The organism is Pseudomonas sp. Tri1, assembly GCF_017968885.1.
In the GTDB taxonomy this organism is placed as follows: Bacteria; Pseudomonadota; Gammaproteobacteria; order Pseudomonadales; family Pseudomonadaceae; genus Aquipseudomonas.
On sequence record NZ_CP072913.1, the window covers coordinates 1,788,992 to 1,808,485 of the forward strand.

The following is a 19,494-nucleotide window of genomic DNA, read 5'->3' on the forward strand; positions in this document are numbered from 1 at the left end:
GTCCTGCTCTCGCCTGAGTTGGCGCCCACCGGTTGAGAGCCATGCGTGTGAAATCAGCTCCTCTTGTCAGCATTGCCATCCCCGCGTTCCACCCACGCTTTTTCCGCCTCGCCTTGCAAAGCGCGCTCGAGCAGACCTACGAGAATCTTGAGATTGTCATTTGCGACGATTGCCGCACCGATGAAATCGAGCGGATCGTCCAGGAACTAAGCGTGGGCGCCAATGTTGCGGTGCGCTACCTGCGCAACCCGATTCGGCTGGGATTCCAGCAGAACCTGCTGCGCTGTCTTGAAGAGTCCCGGGGCGAGTTCATCAAGTTCCTGTGCGATGACGACCAGTTGCTGGCGTTCTGCGTCAGTCAACAGGCGGCCATCCTGCAGGAACATGCGCAAGTATCGCTGGTGATCAACAAGCATCATCTGATCGATGCCGACAACTATGCCTTGCCGGTGCGTGTTGAAAACACGGGCATCACGCAGTTCGATGCGATGTTCAACGGCAACGACATGCTGGCGTATTTTGAAAAGACCACCCGTAATATTCTCGGCGGTTTGAGTGGCGCGTTGATGCGCCGCACCGATGTCGAGGCCTTGCTGCCAGCGTTGGCGCGACCCGGTGAAGGTTTCGAGGCAGTCCTGGATTTTGCCTTGTTCATTTGCCTGTTGCGCCGGGGTAATCTGGTCCAGCTTTACGCCGAGGGAAGTGGCCAGCGGTTACATCCGGAGCGCCTGGGGCATCAGCTCAAGATGGTTGAGGCTGCCACGGTAGAACTGACATGGCTCAAGGAAATGTTGGCCCAGCGCAGTGGCGAGCCGGCGCCAGCCAGTGGCTGGGTGCGTTACCAGACGCTTGGGCAGACCAAGGAGCCGGGGGCGCCCGAGTGGGAAGAAATCAACGTCTACTCGGTCATTGCAACTCGGCAGGGTGTCATCGGCTCGCAAGTCGGCACCGACATCGAAAGTTACGCGGACCTCTATGCGCAGTGGTTGGCGTGTCGACGTTTCAGTCCATTGCGCAAGCAAGTCCTGTCCCGGCAGATCGCCCGCTGGACCTATCGTCCAATGATCATCCCCATCATTATCGATGCGCAGGACGATCCTTATGCGTTGGGTATTACCCTGCAGAGTATCGCGGCCCAGGCCTATGCCTGCGAATCGGTGCTGCTGCTGTCCAATGGTCGCCAGGCGGTGGACAACCATGTCCTGCGCCTGGGGCTGCAAGCGGACTGGGCGCAACAGCTCAATGGGCTGTTGCCTCAACTGGACGGTGCCGACTGGTTCTACCTGCTGCGTGCCGGCGATCGCTTGACCGAGTCGGCGCTCCTGATCATGGCCGACCGGATTGTCAGCTCGCCGGCTGCTGCCTGTCTCTACAGCGATGAAGGGGCGCTGGTGGATGACAAGTCGGTGGAGCCGATCTTCAAGCCCGACTTCAATCTCGACCTGATGCGCGGTTATCCCTATGTCGGTCGGACACTGGCTTTCGAGCGTGCCCGATTCCTGGCCTGTGGTGGATTCGATCCGAGCCTGGGCGAACTGGCACCCCATGACTTGATCTGGCGACTGGTGGAAACGGATGGGCCGCAGGTCGTTGGTCACATTCCTGAAGTCCAGGTCGAGTCGACGTTTTCGTTCGCCCAATGGCTGTCGTTGCCTGAGGTCATCGAGCAAAACGCCCGGTTGATCGAAGCTCATCTAAAGCGTATCGGTGTGCCGCACCGGCTCCACCCAGGGCCGCTGCTGGCGTTGATCCCGCGCATTGAATACCTGTTCGCCGAGCGACCACTGGTGTCGATCGTCATCAGTGTCAAGGATGACCTGAGTGCGCTGGAGCGCTGCGTAAACAGCCTGATCAGTACGACCGCGTATCCGCACTACGAAATCATCATTGTCGATAACGCCAGTGAAAGCGCCGAGCTGCAGCATTGGCTACGGGCCATGGCTGAGCTGGGCAGTGAAAAGTTGCGAATATTCTTGCACCCCGAAAGTGCCAGCGAGGCGGTGATCCGCAATTTCGCCACACAGCACGCCCGTGGCGAATACCTGTTGTTGCTCAACCCCAATTGCATCGTGCTGGAAGCCGCCTGGCTGGAAGAACTGCTCAATCACGGGCAACGTCCCGAGGTCGGTATCGTTGGGCCTCGCACACTCAACCAGCAAGGCCGGGTCATCGACTCCGGCATGATCATGGGGCTGGGTGGGTTGGCGGGCAGGGCCTTCGTCAATGAATCGATAACGTCTGGCGGCTATATGCAACGCTTGCAGACGGTGCAGAACTGGAGCGCTGTCGGCGATCACTGCCTGTTGGTGCGCAAGCACGTTCTGGAGGAGGCCGGTGGGTTCGATGAGTCGATCACGACGCAGCGCATCAACTCCCTTGAGTTATGCCAGCAGGTCGGAAAAAACGGTTACCTGATCGTCACCACACCCTACAGTGATGTCGTGCTGGCGTCCGGCGTGGAAGTCAATCGTGATCCCTCGTGGAAGCAGCGGCTGGAGCACGAGCAAGAGGCGTTCTATCAGCGCTGGTTGCCCAGGATCGCCAACGATCCGGCCTACAACCGTAACCTGACCCTGACCGGGAAAAGCTTCAGTCTTGAGCCCGGACCACGCACCGGCTGGAATCCGTTGATCACCCGCAATGTCCCTTCGATCCTGGGGATGGCGGTCAATACCTCGGCGGTGGGGCATTACCGGGTCAGCCAGCCGCTGTTCGAACTGGAAGCGGCGGGGCGAATCGTGGGGCGTGTTGCCTACGATACGCCCTCGATCATCGACATCGAGCGCCAGTCACCGGATGTGATCATCCTTCAGGGACGCTATAACGTGGGTAAGTTCAAGGACATTACTCAAGTCAAGACTTACTCCAACGCCATGCGCATCTACGAATTGGATGACTACATCGCCAAGGTCCCGGAAAAAAACGAACACCGCCGCAACATGCCGGACAACCTTGAGGACTTGCTGCGCCAAGGGATCGGCCTGTGTGATCGGGTTGTCGTGTCCACCCATCCGCTGGCGGACGTCTTGTCCAGCATGCACCACGACATCCGCGTGGTGCCGAACATGCTCGCTGCCGGCCTGTGGCACCAGCTCAGAAGTCAGCGTGCCACCTCAAGCAAGCCGCGTATCGGTTGGGGCGGCGGCACCAGCCACCGTGGTGACCTGGAGCTCATTGCTGATGTCGTGCGCGAGCTGGCTGACGAAGTCGAATGGGTGTTCTTCGGCATGTGCCCGGATTTGCTCAAGCCCTATATCCATGAGTTTCATCCTGGCGTGAGCCTGGCGGCTTATCCGGCGAAGCTGGCCAGCCTGAATCTCGACCTGGCCTTGGCGCCGCTGGAATTTCATATTTTCAACGACTGCAAAAGCAACCTTCGCCTGTTGGAATACGGTGCGTGCGGCTATCCGGTCATTTGTTCGGATACCGAGGCTTACCGGGGGCACCTGCCTTGTACCCGGGTCCTCACCAACAGCGCCGAAGAATGGCTTGAGGCCATCCGTATGCACCTGGCGGATCCGATTGCCAGTTACCGGATGGGTGACGAATTACGTGAAGTGGTACTGCGCGACTTTATCTTGCGCGGCGATAACCTGCAGTACTGGGCCAATGGTTGGCTGCCGGATTGATCAGCTTCAACCGCGAAATTCCCGGTGTCGCTGATGCGGGCACCTACTCGTTAAGGAATCAATATGCAAAGCAATGTCCCAACAGGATCGACTGCGCCGTTGAATGAACGGTTTACCCTGGTGCTGCTCGCTCACGACCAGTCGACTGCCCTGCGGCGGGCGTTGCACCACTACCGCGACAGTGCGTTCGCGGTGCTGGTCATCGACTCCTCGAGCCGGATCCACACTGATATCACGGCAGCATTCCCCGGCGTGCAATACCTGCACGCACCCACGGCCATTGGTTTCGGCGATAAGGTCCGTCAGGCCGTCGAGCGAGTCGTCACGCCTTACCTGGCGATTGCCGATGCCGAGAGTTTCCTGCTGCCCGAGGCTCTTGAACAAGCGTTGGGTTTCCTGGAAACACACCCCGAATACAGTGCCTGCCAAGGCTACAGCCTGGCGTTCGAGGCCCATGCCGACCGTGTCGACTATTACTTGCTCGATCGCAAGGGCTGTGAAGATTATTCCGGCGCATCGGTCGACACCCGGCTGGCCGCATTTGTCGAGGATTGCCCATCCCTGGTGAATGCACTCACGCGCACTGAAACCCTGCGACGCAGCTACGCTTCGTTGCCTGCCGGTTTTGACTCGCGGTTGCAGGAAGCCGGCCATTGCTATGGGTTGGTGGCGCAGGCAGGAGTTCGTTTGCTGGCCATTCCTTATGGCCTGCATGAGCGAAGCCGCGTGGCGAAGCCGCAGGACTCGGTCGCCACGGCGCCTGGTTCCCAGGACTTGCGTGCGGTCGCTGAGCAGGAACGTATGGCAACGACCTTGGCCAGTGCATTCGGCGTGGATGCTGCGGCGCGAGAACATACCGGAGCCATCGTCAAGAAGCTGGCTGGGCGTTCGGTGCCGCAGAGCCAAAAGCTGTTCGAGTCGATCTGGGATTCGCGGCGTGGTGAACCGGTTCGGCGTTTCGAACCGACGCAATACGTTGAGATGCCTTTCTATAACCAGGCTTTTTTTGACGTGCTCAGCACTCTGGAATTCCTGCTTCATGCAGCACCCAGCGGCCGCGTGCAGTTGACGGAGCTGGAAGCGGTCATGCTCAAGCAGAAGGAGCTGTCTCGTCCCCAGCGCAATACCAGCGCCGAGCCGCTCGATGAACAGCTAGCCAGGGCTTTCCTGAGCTATGCCTTCAACCAGGATCTGGTGAAGCAACTGCTCGAGGTCATGCAGGCCAAGGGTGACAAGCGCTACGTGCAAATGCTCCAGGCTTGGGAACAACGGCTCAAGGCGGCAGCGTTTGAAAATACCGCGAGGTTGTTCGACGCTACGCGCTCCGGTCAATTGCTGCGCTGGCTCGAGGCGCGTGAACCGAGTGCGAGTGAAGCCCAGAAGGTGTCCAAGTACCTGGCCGCTCGTAACGGTGGCCCGACGTTTGGCATTTTGATCCTGGACTTGGAGGCCGACGTCTTCAAGATGCAGGCCACCTTCGACAGCATCATCAATGGCTACTGCCGGGCATTCAAGATTGTCGTGTTTACCACCGGTGACCTGCCTGCCGAGACGACGCCACAGCAAGTCCTGCATTTCGTCAAAGTCAACGAAAGCAATTACGTCGACAAAATCAATCAGATGGTCAGCCAGAGCGATTGCGATTGGATGGTGTTGGCCGAGGCCGGTGATGAATTGACGCCGGGCGGTCTGTTCCGCGCGGGTGTGGAATTGCTGGCCGCGCCGCAATGCCAAGCCGTGGCGATGGATGAGTTCCAGCGCCAGCCTGACGGGACGCTGGCCGATGTTTTCCGGCCAGGGTTCAACCTTGACTTGTTGCAAAGCTCCCCGGCCTTGATGGCCCGCCATTGGCTGGTACGCCGCGAGACGCTGGTAAGACTCGGCGGCTATTCGCGCGAGTTCAAGAATGCGATGGAGTTCGACCTGCTGTTGCGTTTGATCGAGCGGGACGGCCTGGAGGGACTTGCCCACCTGGATGAGCCTCTGCTGACTTGCCTGGCATTGCCGGTGGGAGAGAATGCCGATGAGCGCAAGACATTGCTGCGTCATCTGGCGGTTCGCGGTTATCAAGCTGACGTGAGCTCGGTAGTGCCGGGTACGCATAAAATCGACTACCGCTTTGCCGAACGCCCCCTGGTGTCGATCATCGTCCACGGCGTTGGCGATCTGACGACGCTCCAGCGTTGCCTGCTCAGCGTGCTGCAGCGCACCCGCTATCAGCGCTACGAGGTATTGCTCGGCGCCGTTGCGGCAGATAACGCCGTGCTGCGCACCTGGCTTCAGGGGCAGGGGCATCAGGCCAGTCGTGTTCGCTTGTTGGATATCGAGCCGGGCATGGCAACCGGGTCCTTGATCAACGCTGCCAGCCAGGAAGCCAAGGGCGAGTATCTGGTTACCCTGGCGGCAGACAGCGAAGTGGTCAATGTCAACTGGATCGAATCGTTGCTCAATCAGGCCTTGCGTCCGGAAGTTGGCGTGGTCGGTGCCAAGCTGATCGAACGCGATGGCCGTATCACCCAGGCCGGTCTGATCCTGGGCTTGAATGACGTCGTTGGCTCGGCATTCATCGGCGAGCCGAAGACTGCCAGAGGTTACATGAACCGGTTGGTCGTCGAGCAGAATTGCTCGGCGGTGTCTTTTGCCTGCTTGATGATTTCCAAGCAGTTATTCAATGCTGCTGACGGCATAGACAGCGACTTGTTCGACGCGGCCTTGGGTGACGTGGACCTGTGCCTCAGAGTCGGCCAGGCCGGGTACCTGACGGTGTGGACGCCACACGTGCAGGTCATCCAGTCCGGCGTGCTGGCGAGTACGCCAGAGGCGCGTGCGGCGCTGCGTGAGAAGTGGTCCGAGGCGCTCGCCCAGGATCGTTTCTACAACGGGAACCTGGCGTTGCAAGGCGCGGGTTTCACCCTGGGACCGGTGCGCAACGTACCCTGGACCGAATTGCTGGCATAACTGCGCCTTGTGAGGCGTTCCATTGACGCCGGCAGGTAAAACTGCCGGCGTTCTTGTCCAATTGCACCGCCATCCTCAAGACTTCTGTCCAGTGTTCAATACCGTCGCGGGAAATGACACGGCTTCGTTTGTCATGAAAAAATGCCTTTCCAGAACAAAACGGCGTGACGCATAGGTCACAAAGTGCATCTTCACTGTATTGTATTCCCCGGAGTGGAGGCCTGTTCGTTCGCTGGACAAGGCGTCCGCCCCTTGGAAAATCAACTATTTTGAAGCGCCCCTGAGCTTTTGGGGGTGAACCTAGTCGCAGTTTATGATCGGGAAGCCATGATGATTGGCATAAAAAGCATAGCGAGTTATGTGCCGACCGCTGGTGTGGATAACTACGCTCAGGGTGCCAAATTCGAGAAGGATGAAGAATTCATCCTTGGCAAGATTGGTTCGGCGTTCCTGCCGCGCAAAGACGCCGACCAGGAAACCTCGGACCTGTGTGTCGAAGCAGTGAATGCATTGTTCGCCAACAATCCGCAGCTTTCGCGCGAGTCAATCGACGCGCTGATCGTCGTCACCCAGAACGGTGACGAAGAGGGGTTGCCGCATACCGCCGCCATCGTGCAGGACAAACTCGGGCTGCCGACCCATGTGGCGGCGTTCGATATCTCGCTGGGCTGCTCGGGCTATGTGTACGGCATCTATGCCCTGAAAGGCTTCATGGAGGCTGCAGGGCTGAAGAATGGGCTGCTGGTTACCGCCGACCCGTATTCGAAAATCGTCGATCCTGAAGACCGCAACACCACCATGTTGTTTGGCGATGCCGCCACGGCAACCTGGATGGCCGAGGACGCCACCTGGCAGTTGGGCAAGGCCAAGTTCGGTACCGATGGTTCCGGCGCGCCACACCTGAAGGTCAGCGACGGGGTGTTTTTCATGAACGGTCGCCAGGTCTTCAACTTTGCCTTGCTGAAAGTACCCGCTCATTTGCACGAATTGTTGGATGAGTCGTCACTGCAAGCCAGTGATATCGATGCGTTCTGCATCCACCAGGGCAGTGCGGCGATTGTCGATGCCGTGGCGCGGCGTTTCGAGGGTGAGCCAGAGAAGTTCATCAAGGACATGGTCGAGACCGGTAACACCGTTTCGTCGAGTATTCCGCTACTGCTGGAAAAGCACGTTCTGGATGCTGACTGGAAGCGCGTGGCGATCAGCGGGTTCGGTGTGGGCCTGTCGTGGGGATCGGCGATTCTTTATCGCGATTGATCGACTCATGTTCTTCCTTAGATAGCGCTTCAGGTTGGCCTGTGGCGCTATTTTTTTTGCCCGCGATTTTGTCTCGCGCTTTCTTGACGCCATTTTTCGGGCCTTTACCCGCCGCTAAACCCTTGTTTTGCAAGGGGTGGCAGTCTGCTAGCAAATATTTTGAAAAAAGCCCTCAAGCAAGTTCCCAATCCGACGATAACTATTACGAAGGTTCTCTAGGCCACACCCCGGCGGTTGCCAAGGGCCGGAAGCCGCAGTACCCAACCAACGAGGAATTCGTCATGGCTTTAACAGTAAACACTAACACCACATCGCTGAACGTTCAGAAGAACCTGAACCGGGCTTCCGACGCTCTGTCCACTTCGATGACCCGTTTGTCTTCCGGCCTGAAAATCAACAGCGCCAAAGACGACGCCGCCGGCCTGCAGATCGCTACCCGTATGACCTCGCAAATCCGCGGTCAGACCATGGCGATCAAAAACGCCAACGATGGTATCTCCATGGCGCAGACCGCTGAAGGCGCAATGCAGGAACAAACCAACATTCTGCAGCGTATGCGTGAACTGGCCATCCAGTCCCGTAACGATAGCAACAGCGCAACCGACCGTGTCGCTCTGAACAAAGAGTTCTCGCAGATGAGCGACGAACTGACCCGTATCGCCAACAGCACCAACCTGAACGGTAAGAATCTGCTTGACGGTACCGCCAGCACCATGACCTTCCAGGTTGGTTCGAACACCGGTGCTGACAACCAGATCTCGCTGACCTTGAGCGCCAGCTTCGACGCTGCAAGCCTGGGTGTTGACTCGGCAATCACCATCGTTGGTTCCGACAGCGCTGCTGCTGAAACCAACTTCTCGGCCGCTATGGACGCAATCACCAGCGCGATCGACACCATCAACAGTGCCCGTGCTGACCTCGGTGCTGCACAAAACCGTTTCGCCAGCACTATCTCCAACCTGCAGAACATCAACGAAAACGCCAGTGCTGCACTGGGTCGCGTACAAGATACCGACTTCGCTGCTGAAACTGCACAACTGACCAAGCAGCAGACTCTGCAGCAAGCGTCTACCTCGGTTCTGGCCCAGGCCAACCAACTGCCATCCGCTGTACTGAAGCTGCTTCAGTAATAGCTGGATGAGTTTTAGCGGGGGAGTGCGCTTGCGTACTCTCTCGCTTTTTCCGTTCAAGAGGTGATGGACATGGATATGAGCGTGAAGCTGAACTTGTCTTATCCAGCGGCGAAGCCAGCTCCTACGGTGGTCGGAAAACCGGTGGATAAGCCGGTGGAGAAGCCTCAAGCCGACGCTGCTGTCGTGGCTGCGGTGAAGGAAACTCCCAAAGACGCTGCTGCCGAGCAGGACAAACTCAAGAAGGCCGTTCAGGAAATCGAGAAGTTCGTCCAGTCGGTCAAGCGCAACCTGGAGTTCTCTATTGATGAGCCTTCAGGCAAAGTAGTGGTCAAAGTGATTGCCAGTGGTTCCGGTGAAGTGATTCGCCAGATCCCGAACGAAGAAGTTCTGAAGCTGGCCAATAGTTTGAATGATGCAAACAGCTTGTTGTTCAGCGCCGAAGCCTGACAACTGGCACGAATTTTGTTGCTATGTTCTTTTGGGCGTTGTAAGGGTCAAAAGGCCGGCGACACACTGAAGGGAGTCCCACATGGCAAGTCCAATTCTACCTGGCTTGGGTCTAGGCTCCGGCCTTGATACCACTGCGATCGTCAAGGCCCTGGTCGACTCCGACAAGGCCGCCAAGCAAGGTCAGATCACCCGAGCGACGACGACGACTACCAACAGTATCTCCGGGGTGGGAACCCTGAAGTCGTTGTTGGCAGCTTTCAATACCGCGATGAAGGACTTGTCCAGCACAACGACTCCGCAATTCGCGGGTTTTGCTGCAACCTCCTCGACCCCCACTGTTCTGACGGCAACCGCCAGCAACTCGGCGGTGAACGGTACCTATTCGATCAAGGTCGATAGTATCGCAACGGCTTCCAAGGTCACTACGGCCGCTTTCGCCGGTGGCACTTCCAGTGCCATTCCGTCCGGTACGTTGACCATCAAGCAGAACGGTGTCGACTACAACCTGGATGTGGCGTCCGGTGCGACCCTGCAATCGGTTCGCGACGCGATCAATGCCGACACTTCGCTCAAGGCTGCGGGTTTCAGTGCCAACATCATCACTGACTCTTTCGGTTCGCGCCTGGTGCTGGGTTCCAGCACGACCGGCGCAGGTTCCGACATCTCGGTGAGCGGCATCGCAGGGCTGGAGATCGATGGGACGAATGTCGTGGGGGCCGGCGGTGCCGCGCTGACGGCCACTTCTGCGGGCGCCATCGGTGCTCTGGCCCAAGATGCCAAGTTCTCCGTCGATGGCATGGCGCTGACCAGCAAGAGCAATACGGTAAGCACGGCGATTTCCGGGTTGACCTTGAATTTGCTCAGTGGCGGGCCGAGCGCCAGTTCAACCGTTACCGTGGCACCGAACAACGATGGCCTGAAAGCCTCGATCCAGAAGTTCGTCGATGCCTATAACGCGATCGCCAATAGCATTACCGCTCTGACCAAGCCGTCGCTCGACGATGATGGGAAGTTGACGGTGTCGGCAAAATTGACCGGTGACGCATTGCCTCGCTCGCTGCTGGCGGCGATTCGAGCGCCCCTGTCTGAAACCGGCGCTGGCGACAAGCTGACGTCGATGGCCCAGTTGGGTATTACCACCGATCAGAAGACGGGTGCGTTGAACTTCGATAGCGTCAAATTCACCGCAGCGATGAGCGATAAAAAGCTCAGCGGCGAAGTCCAAACGTTCTTCACCGGCACCGATGGTCTGCTGGAGCGTATGGGTAAGGCTATCGAACCCTACACCCAGACCGGCGGCATCCTCGATCAGCGCACCAACACGCTGACCAAGACCCAGACCCGCCTGAAGAACGATCAGGAGGCCTTGGATCGCCGGGTCGAGACCCTGACCGCCACGCTCACCAAAAAGTACAACGACATGGATACCCTGGTCGGCAAGCTGAAGGCTACTGCCAGCAACATCACCTCGATGTTCGAAGCATTGACGGCACAACAGAAAAACAGCTGATTTCGATCGATGCAAAAAGCCCGGCAACGTTTTGACAACGTTCCGGGCTTTCGGCTTTTCGACCTAAAGTTTTTTGACGCAGCGTCGATACGCTGTTTATACCAACCGCAGTTTTTTGATGAGGTAGAACATGAATCCGATGTTGGCCCTTCGCCAATACCAGAAGATTGGCGCCCAGGCGCAAACCTCCGAAGCAAGTCCCCATCGTCTGGTGCAGATGCTCATGGAGGGCGGTCTGGATCGTATTGCCCAGGCCAAGGGCGCGATGGAGCGTAACGATATCGCCAGCAGAGGCGTGCTGATCGGCAAGGCCATTGGCATCGTCGGCGGCCTGCGTGAAGGCCTGGACCTGGAAAACCAGGCCGAGTCAGTGGCCGAGCTGGATGGTCTCTATACCTACATGATGAAGCGTTTGGCCGAGGCCAACGTCAAGGCCGATCCGAAGATCCTCGACGAAGTGGCTGATCTGCTTTGCACGGTCAAGGAAGGCTGGGATGCCATCGCCACGCCTGGTCCGCAATTCTAGGAGTACTCTCATGAGTCTTGTCTTGCAGCGAATCGAACAAACCCGTGATGCCCTGGTCGGTGCCCTGGCCGAGCGTAACTGGGAGGCAATCGGTCAATTGGACCTGGCGTGCCGTTCCTGCATGGAAGACGTCCTGGGCGAGTCCAACGTGGACGAGGTGGCGTTGCGCAATAAACTTGAGGAGTTGCTGGGGGTTTATCGGCAATTGCTGGAGGCGGCGACGGGAGAGCGTCAGGCAATCGTCGACGAGATGTCGCAGATCCATCAAGCGCAGAACGCGGCAAAGGTTTACCATCTGTTCGGTTAATGCTGAGTTAATCCGAACCCTGTGCGCCATAAATTTGACTGTGCGCGGTTTTTTGACTTAACTAGTGGCTGTATCCAGATTTAAGGCGTCTACAGGCATGACAAGTCTGCAAGCGTCTAGCTTGCCCCCAAATTCCGGGCATTGAGTTGACTAGGGAAGTTGCTATTGCATGTGGCGTGAAACCAAAATTCTCCTGATCGATGACGATAGCGTCCGCCGCCGCGACTTGGCGGTGATCTTAAATTTTCTTGGTGAAGAAAATTTACCCTGCGGAAGCCATGACTGGCAGCAGGCCGTCGGCTCTTTGTCGTCCAGTCGCGAAGTCATTTGCGTCCTGATCGGGACCGTCAATGCGCCCGCGACTCTTTTGGGCTTGCTAAAGACACTCTCGACCTGGGATGAGTTCCTTCCGGTTTTGTTAATGGGCGAAAATTCTTCCCTTGACTTGCCTGAAGACCAGCGTCGCCGGGTGCTTTCCACGCTCGAAATGCCGCCCAGCTACAGCAAGTTGCTGGATTCGCTGCATCGCGCCCAGGTCTATCGCGAGATGTACGACCAGGCCCGCGAACGCGGCAGGCATCGCGAACCCAATCTTTTCCGCAGCCTCGTCGGCACCAGCCGGGCGATCCAGCATGTGCGCCAGATGATGCAACAGGTGGCCGATACCGACGCCAGCGTGTTGATCCTGGGCGAATCGGGTACCGGTAAGGAAGTGGTTGCGCGCAACCTGCATTACCACTCCAAGCGTCGCGAAGCGCCATTCGTGCCGGTCAACTGTGGCGCGATTCCGGCCGAGTTGCTGGAGAGCGAGCTGTTCGGCCACGAGAAGGGCGCCTTCACCGGCGCCATTACCAGCCGGGCGGGGCGTTTCGAGCTGGCTAACGGCGGTACGCTGTTCCTTGATGAAATCGGCGACATGCCGTTGCCGATGCAGGTCAAGCTGCTGCGGGTGCTGCAGGAGCGTACGTTCGAGCGCGTGGGCAGCAACAAGACCCAGAGCGTCGACGTGCGGATCATTGCTGCGACCCACAAGAACCTCGAGAGCATGATCGAGATCGGCAGCTTCCGTGAAGACCTCTATTACCGCCTCAACGTCTTCCCGATCGAAATGGCGCCACTGCGTGAGCGAGTCGAAGACATCCCGCTGTTGATGAACGAGCTGATTTCGCGCATGGAGCACGAAAAGCGTGGTTCGATCCGCTTCAACTCGGCGGCGATCATGTCCCTGTGCCGTCATGGCTGGCCGGGCAACGTCCGGGAGCTGGCCAACCTGGTGGAGCGCATGGCGATCATGCATCCGTACGGGGTTATCGGCGTGACCGAGCTGCCGAAGAAATTCCGCTACGTCGATGACGAAGACGAACAAATGGTCGACAGCCTGCGCAGCGACCTGGAAGAACGAGTGGCTATCAACGGCCATACACCAGATTTCACCGCCAATGCCTTGCTGCCGCCCGAAGGCCTGGATCTGAAGGACTACCTCGGTGGCCTGGAGCAAGGGCTTATCCAGCAGGCTTTGGACGACGCCAACGGTATCGTGGCCCGTGCCGCGGAGCGCCTGCGCATCCGCCGCACCACCCTGGTGGAAAAGATGCGCAAGTACGGTATGAGCCGGCGCGAAGGAGATGAACAGGCGGATGATTGACGCCTGTTTTACAACCGCCTGATTTTCAGGCGGTTTTTTTTCGGCACGGGTATTGCTACAGCCCTCGCAACGTTCCGTTTAACTGACGGTCAGCCAAGCGAGAGACACGATGACCCAAGCCGCCCAGATGTCCCCTGTCCCTGAGCCGGGGCTCATGCCATCCGCCGAGCAGGCTAGCCGGCTTGGACTTGAGCAGGCATTTGCGTTGTTTAGCCAAATGTCCAGTCAGCTGACTGATTCCTACAGCCTGCTCGAAGCCCGGGTCACCGAGCTCAAGGGCGAGTTGGCGGTGGTCAGCGCTCAGCGTATGCAGGAGCTGGCGGAAAAAGAGCGCCTGGCTAATCGTCTGCAAAACCTGCTCGATCTGTTGCCCGGTGGCGTTATTGTCATCGATGCTCATGGCCGTGTGCGCGAAGCCAACCCTGCAGCCTGTGAGTTGCTTGGCCTGCCGCTGGAAGGGGAGCTGTGGCGGCATGTCATTGCGCGTTGCTTTGCGCCCCGTGAAGACGACGGCCATGAAGTGTCGCTCAAGGACGGTCGGCGCCTGTCCATTTCGACGCGTTCGCTGGATGCGGAGCCGGGGCAACTGGTGTTGCTCAATGACCTGACTGAAACCCGTCACCTGCAAGATCAATTGGCTCGTCATGAGCGCTTGTCATCCCTGGGGCGGATGGTCGCGTCGTTGGCGCACCAGATTCGCACGCCTCTGTCTGCCGCACTTTTATACGCCAGCCATCTGACTGAACAGCAACTGCCGGTAGAAACCCAGCAGCGGTTCGCCGGTCGCCTCAAGGAGCGCCTGCACGAGTTGGAGCATCAAGTGCGCGACATGCTGGTATTCGCCCGTGGTGAACTGCCGTTGACCGACCGCGTTACCCCCAAGGCTTTGCTGCAATCATTGCAGGCAGCGGCGTTGACCCATGTGCAGGATTTGCCGGTCCGCTGGCAGTGCGACAGCCATACCGGCGAGCTGCTGTGTAACCGTGACACCCTGGTCGGTGCGGTGTTGAATCTCATTGAAAACGCAATCCAGGCCAGCAACGGCAATGTCCGTTTGAAGGTGCATTTATATACCCGCTGCAACACGTTGCGCTTGTGCGTCAGTGACAGTGGCAGTGGGATCGAGCCGGCCGTACTGACGCGTCTGGGCGAGCCGTTCTTCACCACGAAGACTACCGGCACCGGACTGGGGTTGACCGTGGTCAAGGCCGTGGCCCGTGCGCATCAGGGAGAGTTGCAATTGCGCTCGCGGCTGGGGCGCGGCACCTGTGCGTTGGTGCTCTTGCCGCTGTTTTCCAGTGCGCCGGGTATGGAGTAAAGGTAATGGCGATCAAGGTGTTACTGGTTGAGGACGATCGGGCCCTGCGCGAAGCGCTGGCCGATACGCTGGTACTGGCCGGGCACGATTACGCCGCCGTCGGTTCGGCGGAAGAGGCATTGCTGGCCGTTGGCCGGGAACCCTTCAGCCTGGTGATCAGTGACGTCAACATGCCAGGCATGGACGGGCATCAATTGCTTGGGCTGTTGCGCGCCCGTCAGCCTCAGTTGCCAGTGTTACTGATGACCGCTCACGGTGCTGTCGAGCGAGCAGTGGATGCCATGCGCCAAGGCGCGGCGGATTATCTGGTCAAGCCGTTCGAGCCCAAGGCGTTGCTGGATCTGGTAGCTCGCCATGCCCAAGGTAGTCCTGCCATTGACGGTGATGGGCCGGTCGCGCTCGAGCCGGCCAGTGCGCAGTTGCTGGAGTTGGCGGCGCGAGTGGCCCGCAGTGACTCGACGGTGTTGATCTCCGGCGAGTCTGGCACCGGCAAGGAAGTGCTGGCGCGCTACATCCACCAGCAATCCCGGCGCGCCAGCGAACCGTTCATTGCGATCAACTGTGCGGCGATTCCCGACAACATGCTCGAGGCGACACTGTTCGGGCACGAAAAGGGCTCGTTCACCGGCGCCATTGCGGCCCAGGCCGGCAAGTTCGAGCAAGCCGATGGCGGCACCATTTTGCTCGATGAAATTTCCGAAATGCCCCTGGGGTTGCAGGCCAAGCTGTTGCGGGTCTTGCAAGAGCGGGAAGTGGAGCGGGTCGGTGCCCGCAAACCCATCAGCCTGGACATTCGCGTGGTGGCGACCACCAACCGCGACCTGGCCGGCGAAGTGGCGGCAGGGCGTTTTCGTGAAGACCTTTACTATCGCCTGTCGGTATTTCCGCTGGCCTGGCGTCCGCTGCGCGAGCGCACCGCCGATATCCTGCCACTGGCCGAACGCCTGCTGGCCAAGCACGTGAACAAAATGAAGCATGCGACGGCCCGATTGTCGCCCCAGGCCGAGGCTTTCCTGATCGCCTATCCCTGGCCCGGTAACGTGCGGGAGCTGGATAACGCCATTCAGCGAGCATTGATCCTGCAGCAAGGCGGTTTGATCCAGCCGCAAGATTTCTGTCTGAGCGGTCCGGTGGCCTGCGCGCCATTGCCAGCAGTGTCGGCGGCTCCGGCGTTCGCCCCCCAGGCGGACGCGGAGGGCGAGTCGGCTGGCGCCCTGGGAGACGACCTGCGCCGTCGCGAATTCCAGATGATCATCGACACCCTGCGCGCCGAGCGCGGTCGTCGCAAGGAGGCAGCCGAACGCCTGGGGATCAGCCCGCGCACCCTGCGCTACAAGCTGGCACAGATGCGGGACGCCGGAATGGATGTGGAGGCCTACCTCTTCGCCAGTTGAGTGGTGTGTACCGAAAATCCTCTGTGGGAGCAGGATTGCTCGCGAAGGCGATCTGCCAGTCACATTTGCATGGGCTGAGCCATCGCTTTCGCGGGCAGGCCCGCTCCCACATGAGCTTAAGTGAGCATTTGTTTCCTGTCGCCATGGAGCTGGCACCCTTGTTGCTAACACCTGTATACCCGCTGAGTAAGTGTCAAAAAAACGCGGGCCGCCAGAGAGAGTAGACCATGAGCCAAGGTATTGAATTTAATCGGTTGATGCTGGACATGCGGGCCATGCAGATGGACGCCATGGCCCAGCCTAAATCGGTCGCGGTCCCCCAAGTGGGTGGCAGCAGCTTTTCCGACATGCTCGGTCAGGCCGTCAATAAAGTGAACGATACCCAGCAGGCGTCGAATCAGTTGGCCAGTGCTTTCGAGATTGGCAAAAGCGGCGTCGACCTGACGGATGTCATGATCTCCTCGCAGAAAGCCGCTGTCTCGTTTCAGGCGTTGACCCAGGTTCGCAACAAACTGGTTCAAGCCTATCAAGACATCATGCAGATGCCGGTCTAAGGAAATTATTGAGTCATGGCAGAAGCAGCCGCTGATAACGTTCCGGCCAAGGCCACTCCGATAGACGGCAAACCGCCGCTGTTCGGTCTGTCCTTCCTGGAAAATCTCTCCGAGATGACCATGTTGCGTCAGGTTGGCCTGTTGGTCGGCCTGGCTGCCAGCGTGGCGATTGGTTTTGCCGTGGTGCTGTGGTCCCAGCAGCCGGACTACCGTCCTCTGTACGGCAGCCTTGCGGGCATGGACGCCAAGCAAGTCATGGAAACCCTGGCTTCCGCCGACATTCCTTACACTGTCGAACCCAATTCCGGTGCGTTGCTGGTCAAGGCTGACGACGTCGCCCGTGCGCGCCTCAAGCTCGCCGCCGCTGGCGTGACGCCCACCGATGGCAACATCGGTTTCGAGATCCTCGACAAGGATCAAGGCCTGGGCACCAGCCAGTTCATGGAAGCGACCCGTTATCGTCGCGGCCTGGAAGGCGAACTGGCGCGCACCATTTCCAGCCTGAACAACGTCAAGGGCGCCCGTGTGCACCTGGCGATTCCGAAGAGTTCGGTGTTTGTGCGCGATGAACGCAAACCGAGTGCTTCGGTACTGGTCGAACTGTATTCGGGCCGCTCCCTGGAGCCAGGCCAAGTGCTGGCCATCATCAACCTGGTGGCGACCAGCGTACCTGAGTTGAGCAAATCCCAAATCACGGTGGTCGACCAGAAAGGCAACCTGTTGTCTGATCAGGCGGAAAACTCCGAACTGACCATGGCCGGCAAGCAATTCGATTACAGCCGTCGCATGGAAGGCATGCTGACCCAACGGGTGCACAACATCCTGCAACCGATCCTGGGTAACGATCGCTATAAGGCGGAAGTCTCGGCCGACCTGGATTTCAGTGCCGTCGAGTCGACGTCCGAGCAGTTCAACCCGGATCAACCGGCCTTGCGCAGCGAGCAATCGGTGAGCGAACAGCGCACCGCCAGCAATGGTCCGCAAGGCGTGCCGGGTGCCCTGAGCAACCAACCGCCGTCGCCGGCCAGCGCGCCACAAACCACCGGTGGTGCAACCGCAGCCGCCGGCATGGTGCAGCCAGGTCAACCGCTGATCGACGCCAATGGCCAGCAGATCATGGACCCGGCCACCGGCCAGCCGATGTTGGCGCCGTATCCAGCCGATAAGCGTCAACAGTCGACCAAGAACTTCGAACTCGACCGTTCCATCAGCCACACCAAGCAGCAGCAGGGCCGTCTGACCCGCCTGTCGGTGGCCGTGGTGGTGGACGATCAGGTCAAGGTCAACCCGGCCAACGGCGAAACCAGCCGGGCACCGTGGAGCGCCGACGAATTGGCGCGCTTTACCCGACTGGTACAGGACGCCGTGGGTTTCGATGCCAGCCGTGGCGACAGCGTCAGTGTGATCAACGTGCCATTCTCCTCGGAGCGCGGTGAAGTCATCGCCGATATTCCGTTTTATTCGCAACCCTGGTTCTGGGATGTGGTCAAGCAAGTATTGGGTGTGCTGTTCATCCTGATCCTGGTGTTTGGCGTGCTGCGTCCGGTGCTCAACAACATTACCGGTGGCGGCAGGAGCAAGCAGTTGGCTGGCTTGGGTGATGTAGAGCTGGGCGGCATGGGCGGCCTGGATGGCGAATTGGCCAATGATCGCGTCAGCCTCGGCGGGCCGCAGAGCATTCTGTTGCCAAGCCCGAGCGAAGGCTATGACGCTCAGTTGAACGCCATCAAGAGTCTGGTGGCAGAAGATCCGGGTCGTGTGGCCCAGGTCGTGAAAGAGTGGATTAACGCAGATGAGTGATAATCGAGCCGCTGTTGCCAAATTGTCCCGGGTCGACAAAGCTGCGATTTTGCTGCTGTCCCTGGGTTCGACCGACGCCGCCCAAGTGCTGCGCCACATGGGCCCCAAAGAGGTCCAGCGAGTGGGCGTGGCCATGGCGCAGATGGGCAATGTGCACCGTGAGCAGGTCGAGCAGGTGATGAGCGAGTTCGTCGACATCGTCGGCGATCAGACCAGCCTGGGCGTCGGTTCCGATGACTACGTGCGCAAGATGCTCACCCAGGCACTGGGCGAGGACAAGGCCAACGGCCTCATCGACCGTATCCTGCTGGGTGGCAATACCAGCGGCCTGGACAGCCTCAAGTGGATGGAACCGCGCGCCGTTGCCGACGTGATCCGTTACGAGCACCCACAGATCCAGGCGATCGTGGTGGCTTACCTCGATCCGGACCAGGCCGGCGAAGTGCTGGGCAACTTCGACCATAAAGTGCGGTTGGACATCATCCTGCGGGTGTCTTCGCTCAACACCGTGCAACCAGCTGCCCTGAAAGAATTGAACCAGATCCTCGAGAAGCAGTTCTCGGGCAACTCCAATGCCTCGCGCACCACCCTGGGTGGTATCAAGCGTGCGGCGGATATCATGAACTTCCTCGACAGTTCGATCGAAGGTCAGTTGATGGATTCGATCCGCGAAGTCGACGAGGACCTGTCCGGTCAGATCGAAGACCTCATGTTCGTGTTCAACAACCTGTCCGATGTCGATGACCGCGGTATTCAGGCACTGTTGCGCGAAGTGTCCTCCGATGTACTGGTGCTGGCTCTCAAGGGCTCGGACGAAGGCGTCAAGGAAAAGATCTTCAAGAACATGTCCAAACGGGCGGCCGAACTGTTGCGCGACGACCTCGAGGCCAAGGGCCCGGTGCGCGTCAGCGACGTGGAAACCGCACAGAAGGAAATCCTCACCATCGCCCGCCGTATGGCCGAAGCCGGAGAGATCGTTCTCGGTGGCAAGGGCGGCGAAGAGATGATCTAAG

14 protein-coding genes are annotated in these 19,494 nt (G+C 59.0%); all 14 read left to right on the plus strand.

The genetic code is table 11. The features are described 5' to 3' along the window. The first annotated feature begins 47 nt into the window (after positions 1–47). The 14 genes from J9870_RS07935 (at position 48) to fliG (ending at position 19,493) form a co-directional block, all read left to right on the plus strand. Positions 48–3,629, plus strand: a complete 3,582-nt coding sequence (locus tag J9870_RS07935) for a glycosyltransferase (RefSeq protein ID WP_210645140.1) — start codon at positions 48–50, stop codon at positions 3,627–3,629. 63 nt (positions 3,630–3,692) lie between these two features. Beyond that, on the plus strand, positions 3,693–6,587 hold the full coding sequence (locus J9870_RS07940; protein ID WP_210643423.1) for a TIGR00180 family glycosyltransferase: 2,895 nt from the start codon (positions 3,693–3,695) through the stop codon (positions 6,585–6,587). Positions 6,588–6,917: 330 nt separating this feature from the next. Then, complete coding sequence (locus J9870_RS07945; RefSeq protein WP_210645142.1) at positions 6,918–7,844, plus strand: ketoacyl-ACP synthase III; 927 nt, start codon at positions 6,918–6,920, stop codon at positions 7,842–7,844. A gap of 281 nt (positions 7,845–8,125) precedes the next feature. Then, positions 8,126–8,974 carry a flagellin domain-containing protein gene (locus tag J9870_RS07950; RefSeq protein ID WP_210645143.1) on the plus strand — a complete coding sequence of 283 codons (849 nt, stop codon included), beginning with the start codon at positions 8,126–8,128 and terminating at the stop codon, positions 8,972–8,974. Positions 8,975–9,046: 72 nt separating this feature from the next. Next, on the plus strand, positions 9,047–9,424 hold the full coding sequence (locus J9870_RS07955) for a flagellar protein FlaG (protein ID WP_210643424.1): 378 nt from the start codon (positions 9,047–9,049) through the stop codon (positions 9,422–9,424). A gap of 82 nt (positions 9,425–9,506) precedes the next feature. Then, entirely contained in the window at positions 9,507–10,937 is a 1,431-nt protein-coding gene (fliD, locus tag J9870_RS07960) for a flagellar filament capping protein FliD (RefSeq protein ID WP_210643425.1), read from the plus strand. A gap of 130 nt (positions 10,938–11,067) precedes the next feature. Further along, positions 11,068–11,463 (plus strand): flagellar export chaperone FliS, encoded by a 396-nt coding sequence (fliS, locus tag J9870_RS07965; RefSeq protein WP_210643426.1) that lies wholly within the window; start codon positions 11,068–11,070, stop codon positions 11,461–11,463. Between the two features lie 10 nt (positions 11,464–11,473). Next, on the plus strand, positions 11,474–11,770 hold the full coding sequence (locus tag J9870_RS07970) for a flagellar protein FliT (RefSeq protein ID WP_210643427.1): 297 nt from the start codon (positions 11,474–11,476) through the stop codon (positions 11,768–11,770). Positions 11,771–11,939: 169 nt separating this feature from the next. Then, entirely contained in the window at positions 11,940–13,415 is a 1,476-nt protein-coding gene (locus J9870_RS07975) for a sigma-54 dependent transcriptional regulator (protein WP_135844288.1), read from the plus strand. 127 nt (positions 13,416–13,542) lie between these two features. After that, positions 13,543–14,733 (plus strand): ATP-binding protein, encoded by a 1,191-nt coding sequence (locus tag J9870_RS07980; protein WP_210645146.1) that lies wholly within the window; start codon positions 13,543–13,545, stop codon positions 14,731–14,733. A gap of 5 nt (positions 14,734–14,738) precedes the next feature. Further along, positions 14,739–16,127 (plus strand): sigma-54 dependent transcriptional regulator, encoded by a 1,389-nt coding sequence (locus J9870_RS07985; protein ID WP_210643428.1) that lies wholly within the window; start codon positions 14,739–14,741, stop codon positions 16,125–16,127. 227 nt (positions 16,128–16,354) lie between these two features. Next, positions 16,355–16,681 carry a flagellar hook-basal body complex protein FliE gene (fliE, locus tag J9870_RS07990; RefSeq protein WP_210643429.1) on the plus strand — a complete coding sequence of 109 codons (327 nt, stop codon included), beginning with the start codon at positions 16,355–16,357 and terminating at the stop codon, positions 16,679–16,681. Between the two features lie 15 nt (positions 16,682–16,696). Beyond that, a complete protein-coding gene (fliF, locus tag J9870_RS07995) occupies positions 16,697–18,481 on the plus strand; it encodes a flagellar basal-body MS-ring/collar protein FliF (RefSeq protein WP_210643430.1) in 1,785 nt (594 codons plus the stop codon). Next, a complete protein-coding gene (gene fliG / locus J9870_RS08000; protein WP_003184041.1) occupies positions 18,474–19,493 on the plus strand; it encodes a flagellar motor switch protein FliG in 1,020 nt (339 codons plus the stop codon). The genes fliF and fliG overlap by 8 nt, the downstream gene beginning before the upstream one ends. Position 19,494: the final 1 nt, after the last annotated feature.